Genomic DNA, 17878 nt, shown 5'->3' on the forward strand with positions numbered 1-17878 from the left:
GCAACAATTTTCAGAAGTTGCGCAGAATTTCCAGCGCAGCTGCGTGAATATCCGGGTTTGCCGCCGCCAGAGCCCGACCGCCATTATGGGCGGGGCCGCCTTGCCAGTCTGTGACGATACCGCCAGCCGCATGAATCACGGCGATTGGCGCCTGAATGTCATAGGCGTTCAGACCTGCTTCGATCACCAAATCCACCTGACCCGCTGCAAGCAGAGCATAAGCATAGCAATCCATTCCATAGCGGGTCAGGCGTACGTGCTGTGACACAGCCTCAAACCCGGCACGATCTTCCGACGCGCCGACCTCGGGGAAGGTCGTGAACAGAATCGCCTGGTCCAGAGAAGGTGTTGAACGGGTCTTCAGGGACATATCGCCCGTAGGACCATGGCTTCGCGCGATATCCGCCGAGCCGATGAAGCGTTCCCCGATATACGGCTGGTCGATGATCCCCATGGTTGGCCCGTCCTGCGTGCTAAGCGCAATCAGAACCCCCCATGTCGGTGTCCCGCTGATAAACCCTCGGGTGCCGTCGATCGGATCCAGAACCCAGGTGCGGCCACTTTGCCCCTCGTGCTGCCCATATTCCTCGCCAAATATTCCATCTTGGGGCCGATGTCGGGCTAAAACCGCGCGCATGGCTTTTTCGGCTGCGCGGTCGGCGACAGTGACCGGATCAAATCCCTGATCCAGCTTACTTGAAGTCTCAAGATTAGACTGCCTGAAAAAAGGAAGAATGGCCGAACGCGCTGCGTCGGCCATTTCTTCAGCTACTTCAAGATCACTCAGCGACACCTTATCCATACGCTACCCGTGCGTTCCGTCAGGATCAGAGTCAACCCGCGAAATCAGGCAACATCACTCAGAACGCGCGCAAGCTCGAACAAGCGGCGACGCTGGTTTTCCGGTATGGCATAGTAAGAGCGGACGAGATCCAGGGCTTCTTTGTCGCCCATAAGGTCTGCAGGAACCGATTTCTTATCCGAGCTTCCTTTCTCGACCTCTTCCAGGCCTTCAAAGAAGAAACTGACCGGAACATCCAATGCCTCGGCAATGTCCCAAAGACGAGACGCGCTGATTCGATTGGCACCGGTTTCATATTTCTGGATTTGCTGAAACTTGATACCAACTTGCTGTGCCAACTGCTGTTGGGTCATGCCAATCAGCCAGCGGCGATGCCTGACGCGTTTGCCCACATGGACATCGACGTGATGGGTCATTGGTACTATCCTCCCTTACACACACAACTGAGACGGGTGCGCAACATGCTTTGTTACCGCAACATTAGCGAGCCCGACTTAACCACTCCCTAATTTGGAACATGCCCCCCAAATCAGCACCATAGCGCACTATTACGTTTTTTGGCGCTTTTTTCAAGAAGGTTGAATCTGATTCCACAAACAATGGTTTATAGTTGTGTTGTGAATACCGCGCACACGTTGATTCCGATCTGGAAACAACCACCTGATCAACACCGGATTAACGGGGTCTTCAGCAGGGTAACAGATTGACAAGACCACGACAGCACTGACCTATGCCCGAAAAGACGGAGCCAAATCATGCTGGCGTTTCATATCCAGACCAACGGGGCCAAGGCCCAGCTTTGCAATATTGACCTGCCAGAACCCGGCGACAGCCAGGTCTGCATTCAAATCAAAGCCTGCGGTTTGAATTTTGCGGATCTCCTTATGCAGAAGGGGACGTATCAGGACACCCCGGTGGCGCCCTTTTCCTTGGGCATGGAAGTCGCAGGGATTGTTCGCGAAATTGGAAACAATGTACGCCACCTGAACCCGGGTGACCGTGTCGCTGTCTATTCCGGCCAGGGTGGCCTCGCTGAATTCGGAGTGTTCGACGCCGATCGTGCAATCGCAATCCCTGACTCTATGAGCTTTGAAGACGCCGCCGCAATTCAGATCACATATGGCACCAGTCATATTGCCTTGGATCATCGTGCGCGGCTCAGGCCCGGCGAAACCCTTTTGGTGACCGGTGCGGCAGGTGGCGTCGGCCTGACGGCGGTAGAGATCGGCAAGCTTATGGGCGCCACGGTTATTGCGCAGGCGCGCGACAGTGAGAAACTCAAGGTGGCACAGAGGGCCGGGGCCGATCATCTGATCGACGCATCCGAAGATCTGCGCGCCCGTGTCCAGGCATTAGGAGGCGCGGATGTCGTATATGACGCGATCGGCGGCGATGTGTTTAAAGCCGCCTTTCGCGCGACCAACCCCGAAGGTCGCATCCTGCCCATTGGCTTTGCGGGCGGTGAGGTGCCGCAAATTCCGGCCAACCACCTACTGGTCAAGAACCTGACAGTCATCGGGCTCTACATCGGCGGCTACTTGAAGTTTCGACCTCAGATTGTGACGGACAGCTTTGAAACGCTGTTTCGCTGGCATAGCGAGGGCCGCATCAAACCGCATATCAGCCATGTCCTGCCCCTGTCCGAAGCCGAACGCGGACTGGCCATGCTGCGCGACAGGACGGCCACCGGGAAAGTTGTCATAACCCCTTAAGGGATGATCAACCGACAACGGCTTTGAGCGGCACCCCCCCAAGCAAACGAAAGTTCTGGCGCACCAGCGTCGCCAACGCCTCAACCACGGCCCCGCGGCCAGTTTCGCCGCCATACAGATTTATCATATGCGCAGGAAGCTCGGGCAGGACGCCACCCGAATCGATCTGGGCAAGATGTGCGGCCTCTGTCCCTTCGAGCATGGCATGAACCGCCAAATCGGCGCTGACCGTTGCCTCGATAGTACGGTCGTTTTCGGTTTCCACCGAAAGCTCCCAGGGAATTCCAGCCGCATCCAGCGCAGCAATGACCTGCGGCCTGAACAGACACCGACGCCCAAGCGCTAGCGGAATGGGGCGTTTTCGCCAGGCAGACCCGCCCGGCGCACCAATCCAGCGCAAAGGAAGCTCGGCAATCGTCTCGGCCCCCTGCCCCACTGTCGCCTCGGTCGTTAGGATCAAATCGCAGTCTCCGCGCTTAAACATATCCTTCAGTTGCAGCGAATAGGAGGAGATAAGCTGCACACGGACGCGTGGGAAATCCGCGTTGAATCGCTGCAGCACCCGGGGAATCGCCGGATAGACGATATCATGCGGCACACCAAGAACGACCTCGCCCTCATAGGCCTGATCCGTCAGCTTGGACATCACCTCGTCATTCAACGAGATCATGCGTCTGGCATAGGCCAAAAGCTGTTCTCCCGACGCTGTCAGCGCGATGGTTCTGCCACTTCGGTCCAGCAGCTCCAGACCTAAAAGCTCCTCCAACCGCTTTAGCTGCATCGATACGGCAGATTGTGTCAGGTGCAGGAAACCGGCTGCCCGCGTCACGCCACCCTGATCGGCAACTGCCACAAAGGAGCGGAGAGTGGTGATGTCCAGATTTCGCATCTTCACGATTCCTTATGGATGTGTTCAATAATATTCATTTTCAAAATGTGTCACAGCCCTCCATATAAATCAAGGAAGTTGATGCAATAGGCACAACACATCAGCAAAACCGAAAGGACAAGGCTATGACGCAAATCACAGCTTCAACATATTGCAAGCCACGGCAGCGCTTTAAGCTCACTTCTGTTCTGGATGCGCTATCGCTACGGCGCCAACGCTGTCAGCTCGCCAGATTGGACGACCGCGCCCTTCTCGATATCGGCATTACCCGTGAAGAAGCCGAAGCCGAAGCAAAACGCCGCATATGGGATGCTCCGGAATTCTGGCAAAAATGAACCTAATCCACTACTTTTACCACTGAATGGCGGCTGACACCTCGAAGCCGCCATTTTTGTTGCGTGTTTTAGCCTGTTTCCCACGTTAAACCCTTGAAACACAGCCCGCACTTGACGATATTTGCGAGGAGCGCGGCCTGACATCGGGACGCAAAAAGAATATGTGGAGGGAGACCTTTTAATGGCACAATTTGACACGATCCGGACGGCGACCGGTACGCGCGCTGCCCAGATTGACGAGGGCCTGCGCGCCCATATGAACAAAGTCTACGGCACAATGTCCGTGGGCATGCTGATTACGGCACTCGCGGCCTGGGCTATTGCTGGTCTTGCCGTGACCTCAGATCCAAGCAACGCAGTTGCTCAGATCGGCGCTGATCGTTATCTGACCAGCCTGGGCGGCACCCTGTTCCTGTCGCCGCTGAAATGGATAGTGATGTTCTCACCGCTGGCATTCCTGATCTTTGGCTGGGGCGCGCTGATGCGGCGCGGGTCGGCTGCGGCGGTGCAACTGGGTTTCTTCGTATTCGCGGCCGTTATGGGCGTTTCGATGAGCTCGGTGTTCATGATCTACACTCCTTACTCGATCGCGCAGACGTTCATTGTGACCTCGATTGCCTTTGCTGGTCTGAGCCTGTTTGGCTACACCACCAAGCGCAATCTAAGCGGCATGGGCACATTCTTGATTATGGGTGTGATCGGCCTGCTGGTGGCGATGGTCATAAATATGTTCCTGCAATCGCCTGCGATGATGTTCGCGATCTCGGCAATCGGAGTGATTATCTTTGCTGGCCTGACGGCGTTCTACACACAGGACATCAAAAACACCTACGTTGCGCATGCAACACATGGTGACCAGGAATGGCTGAACAAAGCGGCTATAGACGGCGCGCTGAGCCTCTATATCTCGTTCCTGAACATGTTCCAGTTCTTGCTGATGTTCATGGGGCAACAAGAGTAGCACACCGCATTACAGCAGCAAATAAACAGGGCGGGTCCGAAACGACCCGCCCTTTTCTTTTGCGGCCTGCAGCAGGTCGCCCTGCGGTCAGCTCCTCGCCACGTGCTCCCAAAAAGAAAGGCCCCGTCCTGATGACGAGGCCTTGGAATTGAAAGCGAACGGAACTTTAGCTGCAGTTCAACTGAACAGCAAATCCGGAACTGCGCTTTTCTGAACCTTTGCGATAAACGTCGCCGACAGGCAAGCAGCCAGTGAATTGTTCGGCGCCAGTACCAAAGTTTGCACCAATCGTATTCGGAACCCTGGTGCGGCTATTTTCGGTACGCACGACGCCGAAAAGCGTTCCGTTCACTTCAACAGTGCTCAGGAACAGGTTTGTATCTGAGCCAGAAACGACTACTGCGCTGGTATCGCTGCGCGCGCCATTTTCTATTGCAACACGTGCAATTTTACCCGGATCGGTCTCGTCCGTTGAAACTCGGACCGGGGGCAGCTCTGCCAACTCTGCCGGAACATTGGTGGACTCTGGAACAAACGCCGCCGCACCCGGCACTTCGCTGATGCTCCGCGGCTCACCATCAATGCCCGTAAAGCCAACACCCTCGCGGTTATAGGGGTCTTCACAGGCTGCGAGAGCCAGAATAGTTGCTGTGGATAACAAGATTTTTTTCATGACGGCCAACATTTTGGAACGGTTAGCTCAAGCGTAGTTGCAATACATTCCAAAAAGCAACCCAGCGGGCAAACGAATGCCTCGGCTGCTGATGCTTAGCTGCAACGGCCTCCAAGCGCGCTCCGGCTGCCTTGAGCCGATAGATTCAGGTATGAAACATCGTCGCGCAAACGAAAAAGGCCCTGTCGAAACAGGACCCTTGTCATTCTGTCCAAGCAGGACGGCAGATTACTTGATCTTGCCTTCCTTGTACTCGACATGCTTCCGAACGACCGGGTCGTATTTACGAACGGTCATTTTCTCGGTCATGGTGCGCGCGTTCTTTTTGGTCACATAGAAGTGGCCCGTGCCCGCGGTCGAGTTCAGACGGATCTTGATTGTCGTCGGCTTCGCCATGGTTATCTCCTGCGTCCGAAAAGGCAGGGGCCTTTCGGTTGAATTCCTATGAGCGTGCGCTTTTACCCGGTCATGCAGCCGAGTCAACCTGAATTCGGGTAGATCGGCGCAGATTTCATCAAAACACAAGATCGTCCCTGCCCCCAGCTTATCGCAGACCTTAACGCGGCCATTTCGGCCACAAGGGATGCCAGCTCAGCAGCCACAGCAAGACCTGTATCAAAGGATGACTCCAGCCGTGACCCACCTGTGGAACAACGCGATTCGTCTTAGCAATATTAACGCGCGGAGGGCCTGTAAGCCGGATCTTGTTCCAGGGTTGCCCCCTTCGATGACCATTCCTCTAGGCCGTGCATTGCTGCACGGCTCAAGCTGCCAACCCGGTCCCTCTCGGCCAAGACGCACTTAGCGGCGGTATCGGCGGACGCCGACCTGCCCGCGTGGGGACCCTATTTGGCATTGCTCCCAGTGGGGCTTGCCGTGCCACCCCTGTTGCCAGGGGCGCGGTGGGCTCTTACCCCACCGTTTCACCCTTACCACGTTTTGCCGGAGGCGAACCTTCGACACGTCGTGGCGGTCTGATTTCTGTGGCGCTTTCCGTCGGGTTGCCCCGCCCGGGCGTTACCCGGCACCGTTGTCTTGTGGAGTCCGGACTTTCCTCTCGGGCTTACGCCCCAGCAGCCATCCGGCCCTCCGCGCGGAGACGTGGGTATGCGCAGTGTCAGGCCGCGTCAAGGGCCGATAGGGCGTTAAGGGGCAGCCCCTTCTTGGCCTGCGGTCAATTCAGCCCCGAGATATTTTTGGTCAGATGAAAAGCCGATCAGGTCCAGAGCGCCGCATGGCCGAGCGAGGTGAAATCCGCAGGTTCCAACGGGCCTTTGGCCCAAGGGCGGTATCTGAGACGCACGGTGGCAAGCAGTGTGTCGTCGTCCGTTTCGGGCGAAAAGCCCATCTGTTGCGCCAACGCACGGAACAGCGGCATCGAGGCCTCTTGCGGGCCATCATCCTGGCCACGTTGGCCAGCAAGATTGAGATGTTCGAGCCGTTGCCAGGGAAAGCGAGGGCCGGGGTCGACCTTGCGCCCCGGAGCCATGTCGGAATGGCCGATAACCCCGTCCGGTGCAATCGCCCATCGGGCCATGATACGGGCCAGAAGCCACTCAAGCGTGGTCATCTGAGGTTCAGGAAAAGGATGGGTGCCAAGATTGTCCAGTTCTATCCCAATTGAACGCGAGTTGATATCGGTTCGCCCGCGCCACTCCCCTGCCCCGGCGTGCCAGGCCCGGTCCTCTTCGCGCACCATTTGCCAAAGCGTGCCATCGGAACCGATCAGGTAATGCGCAGAGACTTCGAAGGCCGGGTCACACAAGCGATCCAGCGCAGCCTGCGCGCTGTCCATTGCGGTGTAGTGCAAAACGATCAATGACGGCACCAACCCATCTCGGCGGTCTCCGAAATTGGGGGATGGGTGCCAGATGGGCTGAGGATCAGTTGTTGACGGCACTGCGGAACGGGCTGGGATCCCAGCCGCAAGCATATCCGTCGCCATCAGGGTCCAGCCCCTTGCGGTCCTTCTGGGGACCGCCATTTGACAGGAACTCGATCTGCGCCTGGTCCGCCGATGGGAATTTCGCGCAATTCCGCTGTGCCTTGGCCTGCAGGTTGAACCCTGCACGGCTGTAAAGCTGGGCACCGACCGGATTGGATGTGCTCAGCGCGTATTGGACGATGTTTGGCTGACCATCCGCTCCGCGTTGCGGAACCGCGGTTGGGGCGACAACCTCATAGGTTTGGCTGTTCTGTTCGATTCGAGCAGCATCGGTTTCGATACTGCGACGTTCAGAAACCGCAGCAAAATCCTGTTCGTCAGAGATGCCGCTGTTGCTCGCAGTCGGCACCGATGCTGAAGCGGCGGCCGCCTGCGTCGAGGTGCTTGCAAGCGCTGCAGCAGTGGCGGTGGCCAGGTCAGCGCCATCCACGCCGGATGTGGGCGAGCCCAAGGGTTGCTGCGAGACCTCATAGGGTTCCGGCAGAGGGCTTCCAGTGCCGCCCTGCCCTGCCAGCTCAGCTTCTCTTTGCGCCTGATAAGTCGGGGTGTTGAACCCTGTACCCTGAACCGGGGCCACCGTGTTACAGGCGGCCATCAACCCGATTGCGGGGATCAGAATCGAAAAGCGCATCCAGCTGCTCCGTTCTACGTTGTCTTGTTGATCAGAGGATTACCACCATTTCCCCGGCTTGGCCACAAAGCCCGCAGCGCTTTCCAGCGCATAGGCCGTGTTCAGCAAATCGCCTTCGTCCCATGGACGGCCAATCAGCTGCAGACCAAGCGGCAAACCCTGAGAATCAAGACCTGCAGGAACCGATATGCCCGGCAAACCAGCAAGGTTGACCGTCACGGTAAAGACGTCGTTCAGATACATCTGAACCGGATCCGCCTCGGTCATTTCACCCAGACCGAACGACGCCGAAGGCGTGGCCGGGGTCAGGATGGCGTCAACACCGGCGGCGAAAACGTCCTCGAAATCTTTCTTGATCAACGTGCGGACCTTGCGGGCGCGGTTGTAATAGGCGTCATAGAAACCCGCCGACAGAACATATGTCCCGACCATCACCCGGCGCTGCACCTCGTGACCAAAGCCCTCGGCGCGGGTCTTTTCGTACATCTCGGTGATGCCGTCGCCCTGCCCCAACTGCGCGCGGCGGCCATAGCGGACACCATCATAGCGCGCCAGGTTCGAGGACGCCTCGGCAGGCGCAATCACGTAATAGGCGGGCAGCGCGTATTTGGTATGCGGCAGCGAAATGTCGACGATCTCGGCCCCTGCGACCTTCAGCATCGCCGCGCCATCTGCCCAGAGTTTTTCGATCTCGGCGGGCATGCCGTCCATCCGGTATTCCTTGGGGATACCGATCTTCTTGCCCTTGATGTCGCCGGTCAGCATGGCCTCGAAATTCGGGACGGCCAACTCGGCGCTGGTGGAATCCTTGGGGTCATGACCGCACATGGTTTCCAGCATGATCGCCGCGTCGCGGACATTCTTGGTCATCGGCCCGGCCTGATCCAGTGAGGATGCAAAGGCCACGATGCCCCAGCGCGAACACCGGCCATAGGTCGGCTTGATGCCAGTAATCCCGACAAAAGCCGCTGGTTGACGGATCGAGCCGCCAGTATCGGTGCCAGTGGCGGCCAGACACAGATCAGCTGACACCGCCGAAGCCGATCCGCCGGAGGACCCGCCCGGTGTCAGCTGTGCGTCGTCATTGCCACGGCGCCACGGGCTGACCGCATTGCCATAGACCGAAGTTTCGTTGCTGCTGCCCATGGCAAACTCGTCCATGTTCAGCTTGCCCAGCATCACGGCACCCGCGTCGGCCAGTTGCTGCGAAACGGTAGATTCGTATTCAGGTTTGAAGCCTTCAAGAATCTTTGAGGCTGCCTGCGAGAGCACGCCCTTGGTGCAGAATAGGTCCTTGATGCCGATCGGCAGGCCACACATCGACGGCGCATCACCCGCTTTGATGCGCGCGTCCGCTGCCTTGGCACGTTCAATCGCGATCTCGGGGGTTTTATGAACAAAAGCGTTCAGCGCATCTGCTGCATCAATGGCGGTCAAGCAGGCTTCGGTCAGCTCGACCGAGGTGACATCACCGGCACGCAGGGCGTCGCGGGCTTCGGCCAGGCCAAGTTTGTTCAGATCGCTCATGTCTTACTCCACCACTTTGGGGACTGCGAAAAAACCTTCGCGTGCGTCGGGGGCATTGGCCAGAACCTTGTCCTGCTGGTTGCCGTCGGTGACCACATCCTCGCGGCGCTTCAGGCGCATCGGTTCGACCGAAACCATCGGCTCTACACCGTCGACATCCACTTCATTCAACTGTTCGATGAACCCAAGAATGGTGTTGAACTCGGATGCCAGCGCAGGCAGCGCGTCATCCTCGACCTTGATCCGGGCCAGTTTGGCCACCTTTGCGGCGGTGCTTTGGTCAATCGACATCGGAAAACCTCATATGCGTCAGGGGGCATTTACCTGTCTGATGCCTCGGTCGCAAGGGTAGCAGGCGGTTGTTCTGCCCCTTCTATGCAAGGAGGCGGCTTAGCCATACAAAAATGCATAGCGCCTATGCACAAAAGTAAACCAATTAGTTCAGAATCCGCCTTGAAAAAGTGAACTGCGCCGTTCACTTCTTACAGCATGGCACAGCCACTAACTGGAGTAAGATGATGAAAACGCTCATGACCGCATTTGTGTTGGCCACTACTGTTCTTGCTACGCAAGCTCAGGCATTCGGACCCACCATGGGTTCGCTAACCCGCGACCTGTCTTTCCCCGATCAGGTTTCCGAACCAGTTACACAGGACAAAACGAAGCTGGGTAACTGACGCCACAACTTCGTCCGGGTCGGATCCCCCTCTCCGACCCGGAATTTCGCATTTGACTGCTGCGTTTGATTTGCCGACTCGCTACGATGCGTCCGAACACACCGCCGGATTTCCGGCAAGCCCACGGAGCATAGAATGAGCGCGCGAAAACAGGCAGTCCTGGACGCAATCGACGCAGCCAACACCCAAGATCCAACCTTAGAGAACGGCCAACCCGCAGCGTTGCTTTACGGACAACGCATGAGCGCTGAACTGGCCAGGCTTTTTCCCGATGCATCGAACTCGCTTGAGATCGCCGCACGCGGGCAACATGTTGAACGCTGGAAGCTGGCCCGAAGTGAATATCCCGAAGGGCGCGCCGGGTATCTGGCTTGGCGCAAGGCGCAGGGCGAACACCATGCGCAAACCGTCATGACCTTGATGAAGCAGTGCGGATTTGAAGAGAACGAAATCCAAGACGCCGGACGCATGGTGCGCAAGCAGGGTATCAAACGTGACAACGAGGTGCAGGCGCTGGAAGATGTGGCCTGTTTTGTGTTCCTCAAATGGTATTTCGCTCCCTTCGCCGCAAAGCACTCGCAGGAAAAAATCCTCAGCATTGTCGAGAAAACCGCGCGTAAGATGTCATCCGATGCACGCACCAGGGTTCTGGCCGAATTTGACCTGCCGGCAGAACTGGCTGCTGCGTTTCAGGCCTGAGACGCACGGCTTAGGTGCCTGCGGTAGACTTCGATCATCCAGCCCAACATCGTGGCGTTCAGGATGTGCCACAGAAAATGCGTACCAGTCGGGAACTGCATGCAAATCGGTGCGTCCAAAGCGCGAAAGGTAATCGACACGATCAGGATCACTGCGCCGGTCGCCAGCCCGCGGGCGGTATCAGGCCGGCGTTTCGACAACAGGATTGCGTAAATCAGGATCAATAGCGGCACCGGAGCATAGGCGGCCGATCCGCCCAGACCCGGAATCAGTTGGAACACCGGAATCGTCAAAGCGGCATATGGCACAAACAGGGCCGCGCCGATCCACGCGTAAAGCGGCCGCAACTGCCAGACGTCGCGATTCATTGCAAAAATATAGGTCAGGATAAAAAGCAGGATGGGTGCTGTATCCGCCAACGCGGACCAGACCTGTGCATGGGTGTGAAACAAATAACTGCCAATTCCGATGCCGACCAGGATAACCACAAGCATTATTGCCAATGGCATCCCCGGCCCGCGCACCCGCCGCCACATAATGAAAGCCGCAATCAAAAAGGCGGCATTCGTAACCGCATTTATCGGCTCTGCCCAATAGGCAGGCGATAAGCGCTCGCAATAACTGTCAATTTCCCGAAACCAATCCATGAAATTTTACATACCCGATGCTAGTCTGCTGCCAACAGTTCATTTGGGAGTGCTTTTCATGAATATCATCTGGCTTGGGCATGGCAGCTTTCGCATTGAAACAGCAGGACAGGTTCTGCTGATCGACCCTTGGCTGACCGGCAACCCCGTTTTGCCTGAAGATCAGCATGACGCTGCTTTGGAAGGCGCGACACATATCCTGCTGACACACACGCATTTCGATCATGTTGTTGACGTTGTCTCATTGGCCAAACATCTGAACGTCCCCGTGGTCGGTCAGTATGACCTAATGGGGTACTGGAGCGAAGCCGAGGGTCTGGAAACAGTCGGCTTCAACAAAGGTGGCACGGTCAACCTGAACGGTGTTATGGTCTCGATGGTACCCGCCTCGCACAGCTCGACATTTTCGACCCCAGACGGGCTGCGCACCGGCGGCAGCGAGGTCGGTTTCATGATCTCATCCGAGGGGCACATGCTCTATGTTTCGGGCGACACCGATATCATGGCCGATATGGACTGGATGGGGGATTACTATAAACCCGATATAGGTATCCTGTCCGCAGGGGGCCACTTTACCATGGACATGAAAGGCGCCGCCTATGCTGCAAAGCGCTATTTCAATTTCAAAACCGTGATTCCCTGCCATTACAAGACCTTCCCGATTCTGGAGCAATCCGCGCAGGTGCTGGCGGACGGTTTGCCGGGTGTCGAGGTGATCGAACCGCAGCTGATGCAAGCCATCAAGCTGTAGCCGCTTGATGAGTAACGCGGTAACACCCTCCCCAGAACTGGTCGCTGTCATACGGCGCTGGAATGATGCGGTTCGCCTCAAGGATCGCGCCGCGCTGATGAACCTGCTCTCGTCATCTGAACATCTGCGGTATCAGGGGTCGGCAGATGGCGAAAGCTGGTCCGGACAGGTGTTCCGCCAGGGCTTTGCCGACCACACCCGCGAAATTCCGGATTTCAGCTGGGACGAACATTCGCTCGAGGCGTTTGAATGCGGTGACATAGGATGGGCCCATTGCGAAGCAACACTTGCATTCACATCAAACGGCAAAGCCACACTCCATAGGTTCACCTTTGTATTGCATCTGGAAAACGGTGTCTGGAAGATGATCCAGATGCATGTCTCCAACCCGACTTCGAACATGGAGAAAATCGGGATCGAGCATGAAGCGCTGAACGCATTGATCGCGGCAGCTCGGCAGGAATTCACTCAGGATCAACAAGAGGGCGCGGCTTCGGTCATGTTTACTGATATCGCAGGTTCTTCTGAAATCACGCGTCAGGTCGGAGATCACAAATGGACCGCGCTCATATCCAGCCATTTCGATCTGGCTGAAAATCTAATTCACACCCATGGCGGCCGACTGGTCAAATCACTTGGGGATGGCACGATGTCGATCTTCTCCTCTGTCCACGACGCGATCCAAGCGGCGACCGAATTCCAAAGGGAAAATGCGGCCCTACAGTCGGATATACCCTTGGGTCTTCGGGTTGGCATTCATACCGGCGATGTCATTCAGCGGGACGAGGATTTCTTTGGATCGGTGGTCAATAAGGCCGCACGGGTGACTGGCCTTTGTGGCGCGAATGAAATTCTTGTCACCGACGTTACCCGATTGCTGCTGGGCGCGACCGCCGGGCTGCAGTTCAGCGCTCCGATTTCGGCTCAACTAAAGGGGTTCGGTGGGCCACAGACGGTCTATCGCGTGGACTGGGCCGAACCCTAGCACCGCAGGCCGGTCCCAACCCAGATTATTTACTGGCCCTCTTTTCGGCGAAGAATTCGCGCAGCAGGGCTTCGCAATCTTTGGCGGCAATACCGTCAAACACTTCGGGTTTATGGTGCGACTGTGGATGGGAAAACACCCGCGCCCCATGGGCTACCCCACCCGATTTGGGATCAGAGGCCCCGTAATAGATCCGCCGAACACGAGTGGCGGCCAAAGCCGCGGCGCACATCGCGCAGGGTTCTAGTGTGACATAGATGTCGTGGTCAATCAGGCGTTCCGATCCGGTCGCAGCACAGGCGGCGCGCACGGCCAGTATCTCGGCATGTGCGGTTGGGTCGTTCAACTCGCGTGTCTGATTGCCTGCCACGGCGACAACCCGGTCGCCCAGCACGATAGCAGCCCCTACCGGAACTTCGCCGCGTTCACCGGCTTCGCGCGCCTGCTCAAGCGCGATATCCATATACGATCTGAACTCCATGCCTCTGACTGCATCAGAAACCTGCCTTTCGCAAGGCGGCGGGATGCGCTATGGGCTGCAAATGACTAATACCCCTCCTCCAGGCGACCGGATCGCCAAAGTCCTTGCCCGCGCTGGCGTCGCCTCGCGCCGGGAAGCGGAACGCATGATCGAAGCAGGTCGTGTGGTTGTGAACGGCAAGACCATCGACAGCCCCGCGCTGAACGTTACCGCCAAAGACAAGATCACCGTCGACGGCAAGCCGGTGTCCGAGCCGGAACCGTCACGTCTTTGGCTGTACCACAAGCCACCCGGTCTGGTTACGACGACGAAGGACGAAAAAGGCCGCGCGACGATCTTCGACAAGTTGCCCGAGGACATGCCCCGCGTCATGAGCGTCGGGCGGCTTGACCTGAACTCGGAAGGGTTGCTGTTGCTGACAAATGATGGCGGCATCAAGCGCAAGCTGGAACTGCCTGCCACCGGATGGCTGCGCAGATACCGCGTCCGTGTAAACGGGCGTCCAAAAGACGAGGATTTCGCGCCGCTCCGAAAGGGGCTGGTGATCGAGGGTGAACGGTTCCAACCGATGGAAGTAACACTCGATCGGCAACAGGGCGCAAACGCCTGGCTGACCATTGGCCTGCGCGAAGGTAAAAATCGCGAAATCCGCCGCGCGATCGAGGATATCGGCTTTGCCGTGAACCGGTTGCTGCGCGTCTCGTACGGCCCGTTTCAGTTGGGCAAACTGAAACCCGGAGAGGTCGAGGAAATTCGCCGCCGGGTCATGCGTGATCAGCTTGGTCTTGAGGCTGAGCCCGAGGCTCCGGCCAAACGCCCTGCACGACCACAGCGCAAACTGCCTCCGATCGGCAAGAAATCTCGCAAATGATAAGGGTTAGGTAACCTTCCCCCTAGCGCCGGGGCCGCGCATCCCCTAAGTTTTCCGCAAAGAGAAACTCAGGGAGCATCATGTCCGGGTCCGGAGTACAAAAACTGGCCTACGTGGCCTTATTGGTTCTGTTGTTCGGCGTCTGCACCGGGTTACTGGGAGGGCTGTAAGCACATGGCCAAACGCTTTGGCGGCAAATACAGCCCACACGACTCAGATTCGTCGACAGATCAACCGGCGCGCGGTCAGTTTGATGGCGCGCGCGTAGAACCGGCTGGCGCGCGAGCTAATATACTGTTTATCCCGGCTGTTCCATTGGTGTTTCTGTCGCTGAACGACGGTGCAATCGGGATGACCATTGGACTTGTTGCCGCTGGTTTGCTGACCGGGGCGGCCTTTCTGCTGCGCGAAGGGTTGCGGGCCGAAGCGGCCTATAACGCGCGGCGCACAGCCCGGCGCCCTGCAATTCCCCGCAAGATATTTTCCAGCGTTCTGACCGGCCTTGGGGCTGGATTGGCCTCATACCGATCCGAGTTTCTCGATGCGGCAACCGTGTCTGACGCCAGCCTCATCGCCCCAGTTTTATTCGGCACCGCCGCTGCTGTGTTGCATTCCGTTTCCTTCGGCCTGGACCCTATGTCAGACAAAGGCATGGAAGGCATCGATACCTTTCAGCAGGACCGTGTCGCACGGGTAGTCGAAGACGCTGAGGCGCATCTGACCGAAATGACCGACGCCATCAAACGTGCTGGGGACCGCCGGATCGAAGCGCGGGTCGAGCGATTTCAGGAAACTGCCCGCGATTTGTTTCGCACCGTCGAAGAAGACCCGCGCGATCTGGCCGGAGCAAGAAAATACCTGACCGTCTATCTGCAGGGTGCCCGTGACGCGACGGTCAAATTCTCGGATGTTTATGCCAGAACACGTGATGCACAGTCGCTGCAGAATTACTCGTCTCTACTGGATGACCTGGAACAGAATTTCTCTGCCAGGACCCGTAAGATGCTATTGGATGACCGCAGCGATCTGACGGTTGAAATTGACGTGCTGCGCGAACGGTTGCAGCGCGAAGGCGTTCGGTTGGACTGACCGGCCCAAAGTATACAGAGAGGATTACCCCATGTCCGAGGAAGTAAAGAACAAGGCAGTCGAAGCCGAAACGCTGGTACAGGAAGTGACCGCCGTAGCCCTGCCCGACCCCACGGCGGAAGTTGTCCTTCTGAAAGAGGCCGACGAGCCTGTAGGTGCTGAAATTCGTAAACGCATGGGCGAGATCGACATGGGGAACACGAATTCCATCGTGTCCTTCGGCTCGGGTGCGCAGGCCGAGTTGCAGGAAATCAGCCAGGCGATGCTGGCGGATGTCCGCAACAAGGATGTCGGTCCGGCAGGTGACAGCCTGCGTAATATCGTGACCACGATCCGTGGATTCTCGGTCAGCGAACTCGACGTGCGGCGCGAGCGTAGCTGGTGGGAAAAACTGTTGGGCAAGGCCGCCCCGTTCGCCAAGTTCACCGCCCAATACGAACAGGTTCAAGGCCAGATCGACCGGATCACGGATGACTTGCTTTCGCATGAACATACGCTGTTGAAGGACATCAAGTCCCTGGACATCCTGTATGAAAAAACCTTGGGCTTTTATGATGAGCTGGCGCTTTACATCGCAGCCGGCGAAGAGAAGTTGAACGAACTGGACAGCCGGGACATTCCTCAGAAAGAGGCCGAGGTTCAGGCCGCGCCCGAAGAGGATCAGGTGATGAAAGCGCAGGAGCTGCGCGATTTGCGTGCTGCGCGCGATGATCTGGAACGCCGGGTGCATGATCTGAAGCTGACGCGACAGGTCACCATGCAGTCGCTGCCCTCGATCCGTCTGGTTCAGGAAAATGACAAATCCCTGGTGACCAAGATCAACTCGACCCTAGTGAACACCGTGCCGCTCTGGGAAACCCAGCTGGCTCAAGCCGTCACCATTCAGCGCAGCGCCGAGGCCGCCGCCGCCGTGCGCGATGCGAATGACCTAACCAACGACCTTCTGACTGCGAATGCCGCCAACCTGCGCGAGTCGAACAAGGTGATCCGTCAGGAAATGGAGCGCGGTGTCTTTGATATCGAGGCCGTAAAACAGGCCAATGCCGATCTGATCGGAACCATCAATGAAAGCCTGGAGATTGCGGATGAAGGCAAGGCCAAACGCGCCGCTGCCGAGCAAGAGCTGCAGAAGATGGAAACCGAACTGCGCGACACTTTGGCCGCAGCCAAAGCGCGCAAGGACGGTATCGGTGACAACGCCGGAACAGCTGTTCCGGGCTAATGGTGGATTGAAGGTGCGGTCACAGGGATATCTGAAGCCTGTATTGGGTCTGGTCGCATTGCTGGCGCTGGCCAACTGCGACGAGGCCCTGACGTCTTCGGTTGCCCCTCAACCGCGCCCCGTAGCCCCCCCAGCGCCTGCCCCTAATGCCTTTGTACCTCCATCTGCGGCCAGTCAGGATCTTGCGCGGTTCTATCAGCGGGTAGAACGTGACCTGCTGACGCGTGGTATGCTGCGCAGCGATGGCGGCGGGCCGGACACACCCTATGATGCCAGCGATCTGGAGCGCAATTTCGAGACGATTGCCTTTTTCAACGAGTATCCAGATCACGCCGTCACCGCGACCACATACTCGACCGAGGGCCAGCTTAGCCGATGGTCCGCCCCCATCCGTGTTCAGACAGAATTCGCCCCGTCCGTGTCCCCCGAAATGCGGGCAAAGGATGCCAAACAGGTCGAGACCTTTACCGCGCGGCTGTCCAAAGTGACCGGTCATCCGATGTCTGTCGTTACCCGCAAGGCAAATTTCCATGTCTTTTTCGCGGGAAAGGATGACAGTGCATACGTGGTCTCCCGCCTGAAACAGCTTGTGCCGGGTATCGATCAGCCATTGCTTGACCTGGTTGCAAACCCGCGTTCAAATATTGACTGTTTTGTCATCGCGTCTCCGACCAACCGGTCCCTGCACCGGTTTGTTCGGGCGGTGGTGCTGATCCGTGCTGAATTGCCTGATATGCTGCGGCGCAGTTGCATCCACGAAGAAATGGCGCAGGGGCTGGGACTCTCCAATGACAGCAACGCTGCGCGACCATCCATCTTTAATGATGACGATGAATTTGCGCTGCTGACCAGCCATGACGAGAAATTACTGACAATGCTCTATGACCCGCGTCTTGAGCCTGGCGTGGCTGTCGAAGACGCGCGTCCCGTGGTGCGGATCATTGCGCGCGAACTGATGGGCCAGCAGCTGTGAGCCCAAGA

At 57.5% G+C, this 17878-nt stretch carries 21 protein-coding genes, 1 other RNA gene and 1 pseudogene; 11 read left to right on the forward strand and 12 right to left on the reverse strand.

The features are described from left to right. Window positions 1–10 precede the first annotated feature (10 nt). A complete protein-coding gene (hisN, locus tag AC2FIZ_RS06835) occupies window positions 11–802 on the reverse strand; it encodes a histidinol-phosphatase (protein WP_496790800.1) in 792 nt (263 codons plus the stop codon). A 44-nt stretch (window positions 803–846) separates the two neighbouring features. Further along, window positions 847–1218: a helix-turn-helix domain-containing protein gene (locus tag AC2FIZ_RS06840; protein ID WP_142636749.1), complete on the reverse strand. Its 372-nt coding sequence runs from the start codon at window positions 1216–1218 to the stop codon at window positions 847–849. Window positions 1219–1557: 339 nt separating this feature from the next. Between AC2FIZ_RS06840 and AC2FIZ_RS06845 the strand changes: the two genes are divergently transcribed. After that, window positions 1558–2514, forward strand: a complete 957-nt coding sequence (locus tag AC2FIZ_RS06845) for an NADPH:quinone oxidoreductase family protein (protein WP_496790802.1) — start codon at window positions 1558–1560, stop codon at window positions 2512–2514. Window positions 2515–2521: 7 nt separating this feature from the next. On the opposite strand, the gene AC2FIZ_RS06850 is transcribed toward AC2FIZ_RS06845, so the two are convergent. Continuing rightward, complete coding sequence (locus AC2FIZ_RS06850) at window positions 2522–3403, reverse strand: LysR family transcriptional regulator (protein ID WP_142636745.1); 882 nt, start codon at window positions 3401–3403, stop codon at window positions 2522–2524. A gap of 125 nt (window positions 3404–3528) precedes the next feature. Here AC2FIZ_RS06850 and AC2FIZ_RS06855 point away from each other — a divergent pair, with 125 nt between their 5' ends. Both AC2FIZ_RS06855 and AC2FIZ_RS06860 read left to right on the forward strand, forming a co-directional pair. Then, window positions 3529–3738: a DUF1127 domain-containing protein gene (locus AC2FIZ_RS06855; RefSeq protein ID WP_142636743.1), complete on the forward strand. Its 210-nt coding sequence runs from the start codon at window positions 3529–3531 to the stop codon at window positions 3736–3738. A 181-nt stretch (window positions 3739–3919) separates the two neighbouring features. After that, on the forward strand, window positions 3920–4699 hold the full coding sequence (locus AC2FIZ_RS06860) for a Bax inhibitor-1/YccA family protein (RefSeq protein WP_142636741.1): 780 nt from the start codon (window positions 3920–3922) through the stop codon (window positions 4697–4699). A gap of 166 nt (window positions 4700–4865) precedes the next feature. On the opposite strand, the gene AC2FIZ_RS06865 is transcribed toward AC2FIZ_RS06860, so the two are convergent. From AC2FIZ_RS06865 to gatC, 7 genes are all read right to left on the reverse strand, one after another. Then, the gene (locus AC2FIZ_RS06865) at window positions 4866–5372 is read right to left on the reverse strand and encodes a hypothetical protein (RefSeq protein WP_185956682.1); all 507 of its coding nucleotides are present in this window, start codon (window positions 5370–5372) and stop codon (window positions 4866–4868) included. Window positions 5373–5600: 228 nt separating this feature from the next. Beyond that, the gene (gene rpmG / locus AC2FIZ_RS06870) at window positions 5601–5768 is read right to left on the reverse strand and encodes a 50S ribosomal protein L33 (protein ID WP_007799108.1); all 168 of its coding nucleotides are present in this window, start codon (window positions 5766–5768) and stop codon (window positions 5601–5603) included. Between the two features lie 281 nt (window positions 5769–6049). Continuing rightward, window positions 6050–6465: RNase P RNA component class A (gene rnpB / locus AC2FIZ_RS06875), an RNA gene on the reverse strand. Between the two features lie 123 nt (window positions 6466–6588). Continuing rightward, entirely contained in the window at window positions 6589–7305 is a 717-nt protein-coding gene (locus AC2FIZ_RS06880) for an N-acetylmuramoyl-L-alanine amidase (RefSeq protein ID WP_281972835.1), read from the reverse strand. Further along, window positions 7256–7948, reverse strand: coding sequence for a hypothetical protein (locus tag AC2FIZ_RS06885; RefSeq protein WP_281972717.1), 693 nt, complete (start codon window positions 7946–7948; stop codon window positions 7256–7258). The genes AC2FIZ_RS06880 and AC2FIZ_RS06885 overlap by 50 nt, the downstream gene beginning before the upstream one ends. Before the next feature lie 39 nt (window positions 7949–7987). Continuing rightward, a complete protein-coding gene (gatA, locus tag AC2FIZ_RS06890) occupies window positions 7988–9475 on the reverse strand; it encodes an Asp-tRNA(Asn)/Glu-tRNA(Gln) amidotransferase subunit GatA (RefSeq protein ID WP_281972716.1) in 1488 nt (495 codons plus the stop codon). 3 nt (window positions 9476–9478) lie between these two features. Further along, on the reverse strand, window positions 9479–9766 hold the full coding sequence (gene gatC, locus AC2FIZ_RS06895; protein WP_039536649.1) for an Asp-tRNA(Asn)/Glu-tRNA(Gln) amidotransferase subunit GatC: 288 nt from the start codon (window positions 9764–9766) through the stop codon (window positions 9479–9481). A 227-nt stretch (window positions 9767–9993) separates the two neighbouring features. Between gatC and AC2FIZ_RS06900 the strand changes: the two genes are divergently transcribed. After that, on the forward strand, window positions 9994–10152 hold the full coding sequence (locus AC2FIZ_RS06900) for a hypothetical protein (RefSeq protein WP_185956681.1): 159 nt from the start codon (window positions 9994–9996) through the stop codon (window positions 10150–10152). Window positions 10153–10287: 135 nt separating this feature from the next. After that, entirely contained in the window at window positions 10288–10851 is a 564-nt protein-coding gene (locus AC2FIZ_RS06905) for a DUF4202 domain-containing protein (RefSeq protein ID WP_281972715.1), read from the forward strand. Here AC2FIZ_RS06905 and AC2FIZ_RS06910 read toward each other — a convergent pair. Further along, the gene (locus AC2FIZ_RS06910; RefSeq protein ID WP_281994939.1) at window positions 10842–11498 is read right to left on the reverse strand and encodes a ceramidase domain-containing protein; all 657 of its coding nucleotides are present in this window, start codon (window positions 11496–11498) and stop codon (window positions 10842–10844) included. The genes AC2FIZ_RS06905 and AC2FIZ_RS06910 overlap by 10 nt on opposite strands. A 58-nt stretch (window positions 11499–11556) precedes the next feature. Here AC2FIZ_RS06910 and AC2FIZ_RS06915 point away from each other — a divergent pair, with 58 nt between their 5' ends. Both AC2FIZ_RS06915 and AC2FIZ_RS06920 read left to right on the forward strand, forming a co-directional pair. Next, window positions 11557–12249, forward strand: coding sequence for a metal-dependent hydrolase (locus tag AC2FIZ_RS06915; RefSeq protein WP_142636728.1), 693 nt, complete (start codon window positions 11557–11559; stop codon window positions 12247–12249). Between the two features lie 7 nt (window positions 12250–12256). Further along, on the forward strand, window positions 12257–13234 hold the full coding sequence (locus tag AC2FIZ_RS06920) for a nuclear transport factor 2 family protein (RefSeq protein ID WP_271949383.1): 978 nt from the start codon (window positions 12257–12259) through the stop codon (window positions 13232–13234). A 25-nt stretch (window positions 13235–13259) separates the two neighbouring features. Here the strand turns inward: AC2FIZ_RS06920 and AC2FIZ_RS06925 are convergent, their stop codons facing one another. Further along, window positions 13260–13715 (reverse strand): nucleoside deaminase, encoded by a 456-nt coding sequence (locus AC2FIZ_RS06925; protein ID WP_282027560.1) that lies wholly within the window; start codon window positions 13713–13715, stop codon window positions 13260–13262. Window positions 13716–13776: 61 nt separating this feature from the next. Here AC2FIZ_RS06925 and AC2FIZ_RS06930 point away from each other — a divergent pair. From AC2FIZ_RS06930 to AC2FIZ_RS06945, 4 genes and pseudogenes are all read left to right on the forward strand, one after another. Continuing rightward, window positions 13777–14583 (forward strand): annotated as a pseudogene (locus AC2FIZ_RS06930) (pseudouridine synthase); the annotation flags it as partial. A gap of 177 nt (window positions 14584–14760) precedes the next feature. Further along, the gene (locus AC2FIZ_RS06935; RefSeq protein WP_281972709.1) at window positions 14761–15675 is read left to right on the forward strand and encodes a 5-bromo-4-chloroindolyl phosphate hydrolysis family protein; all 915 of its coding nucleotides are present in this window, start codon (window positions 14761–14763) and stop codon (window positions 15673–15675) included. A 31-nt stretch (window positions 15676–15706) separates the two neighbouring features. Further along, on the forward strand, window positions 15707–16897 hold the full coding sequence (locus AC2FIZ_RS06940; RefSeq protein ID WP_281994942.1) for a toxic anion resistance protein: 1191 nt from the start codon (window positions 15707–15709) through the stop codon (window positions 16895–16897). After that, window positions 16866–17870, forward strand: a complete 1005-nt coding sequence (locus AC2FIZ_RS06945; RefSeq protein WP_496790803.1) for a DUF2927 domain-containing protein — start codon at window positions 16866–16868, stop codon at window positions 17868–17870. Before AC2FIZ_RS06940 ends, AC2FIZ_RS06945 begins: the two co-directional genes overlap by 32 nt. Window positions 17871–17878: the final 8 nt, after the last annotated feature.

Source organism: Ruegeria sp. CDSB022 (assembly GCF_059611145.1).

What these genes read in the sequence shown, in the direction of transcription:
- rpmG (WP_007799108.1), bottom strand. Translation starts at nt 5,768, where the DNA reads ATGGCGAAGCCGACGACAATCAAGATCCGTCTGAACTCGACCGCGGGC.
- AC2FIZ_RS06915 (WP_142636728.1), top strand. Translation starts at nt 11,557, where the DNA reads ATGAATATCATCTGGCTTGGGCATGGCAGCTTTCGCATTGAAACAGCA.
- AC2FIZ_RS06910 (WP_281994939.1), bottom strand. Translation starts at nt 11,498, where the DNA reads ATGGATTGGTTTCGGGAAATTGACAGTTATTGCGAGCGCTTATCGCCT.
- AC2FIZ_RS06885 (WP_281972717.1), bottom strand. Translation starts at nt 7,948, where the DNA reads ATGCGCTTTTCGATTCTGATCCCCGCAATCGGGTTGATGGCCGCCTGT.
- gatA (WP_281972716.1), bottom strand. Translation starts at nt 9,475, where the DNA reads ATGAGCGATCTGAACAAACTTGGCCTGGCCGAAGCCCGCGACGCCCTG.
- AC2FIZ_RS06925 (WP_282027560.1), bottom strand. Translation starts at nt 13,715, where the DNA reads ATGGAGTTCAGATCGTATATGGATATCGCGCTTGAGCAGGCGCGCGAA.
- AC2FIZ_RS06935 (WP_281972709.1), top strand. Translation starts at nt 14,761, where the DNA reads ATGGCCAAACGCTTTGGCGGCAAATACAGCCCACACGACTCAGATTCG.
- hisN (WP_496790800.1), bottom strand. Translation starts at nt 802, where the DNA reads ATGGATAAGGTGTCGCTGAGTGATCTTGAAGTAGCTGAAGAAATGGCC.
- AC2FIZ_RS06860 (WP_142636741.1), top strand. Translation starts at nt 3,920, where the DNA reads ATGGCACAATTTGACACGATCCGGACGGCGACCGGTACGCGCGCTGCC.
- AC2FIZ_RS06840 (WP_142636749.1), bottom strand. Translation starts at nt 1,218, where the DNA reads ATGACCCATCACGTCGATGTCCATGTGGGCAAACGCGTCAGGCATCGC.
- AC2FIZ_RS06845 (WP_496790802.1), top strand. Translation starts at nt 1,558, where the DNA reads ATGCTGGCGTTTCATATCCAGACCAACGGGGCCAAGGCCCAGCTTTGC.
- AC2FIZ_RS06865 (WP_185956682.1), bottom strand. Translation starts at nt 5,372, where the DNA reads ATGAAAAAAATCTTGTTATCCACAGCAACTATTCTGGCTCTCGCAGCC.
- AC2FIZ_RS06940 (WP_281994942.1), top strand. Translation starts at nt 15,707, where the DNA reads ATGTCCGAGGAAGTAAAGAACAAGGCAGTCGAAGCCGAAACGCTGGTA.
- AC2FIZ_RS06880 (WP_281972835.1), bottom strand. Translation starts at nt 7,305, where the DNA reads ATGCTTGCGGCTGGGATCCCAGCCCGTTCCGCAGTGCCGTCAACAACT.
- AC2FIZ_RS06900 (WP_185956681.1), top strand. Translation starts at nt 9,994, where the DNA reads ATGAAAACGCTCATGACCGCATTTGTGTTGGCCACTACTGTTCTTGCT.
- AC2FIZ_RS06905 (WP_281972715.1), top strand. Translation starts at nt 10,288, where the DNA reads ATGAGCGCGCGAAAACAGGCAGTCCTGGACGCAATCGACGCAGCCAAC.
- AC2FIZ_RS06855 (WP_142636743.1), top strand. Translation starts at nt 3,529, where the DNA reads ATGACGCAAATCACAGCTTCAACATATTGCAAGCCACGGCAGCGCTTT.
- AC2FIZ_RS06920 (WP_271949383.1), top strand. Translation starts at nt 12,257, where the DNA reads ATGAGTAACGCGGTAACACCCTCCCCAGAACTGGTCGCTGTCATACGG.
- AC2FIZ_RS06850 (WP_142636745.1), bottom strand. Translation starts at nt 3,403, where the DNA reads ATGCGAAATCTGGACATCACCACTCTCCGCTCCTTTGTGGCAGTTGCC.
- gatC (WP_039536649.1), bottom strand. Translation starts at nt 9,766, where the DNA reads ATGTCGATTGACCAAAGCACCGCCGCAAAGGTGGCCAAACTGGCCCGG.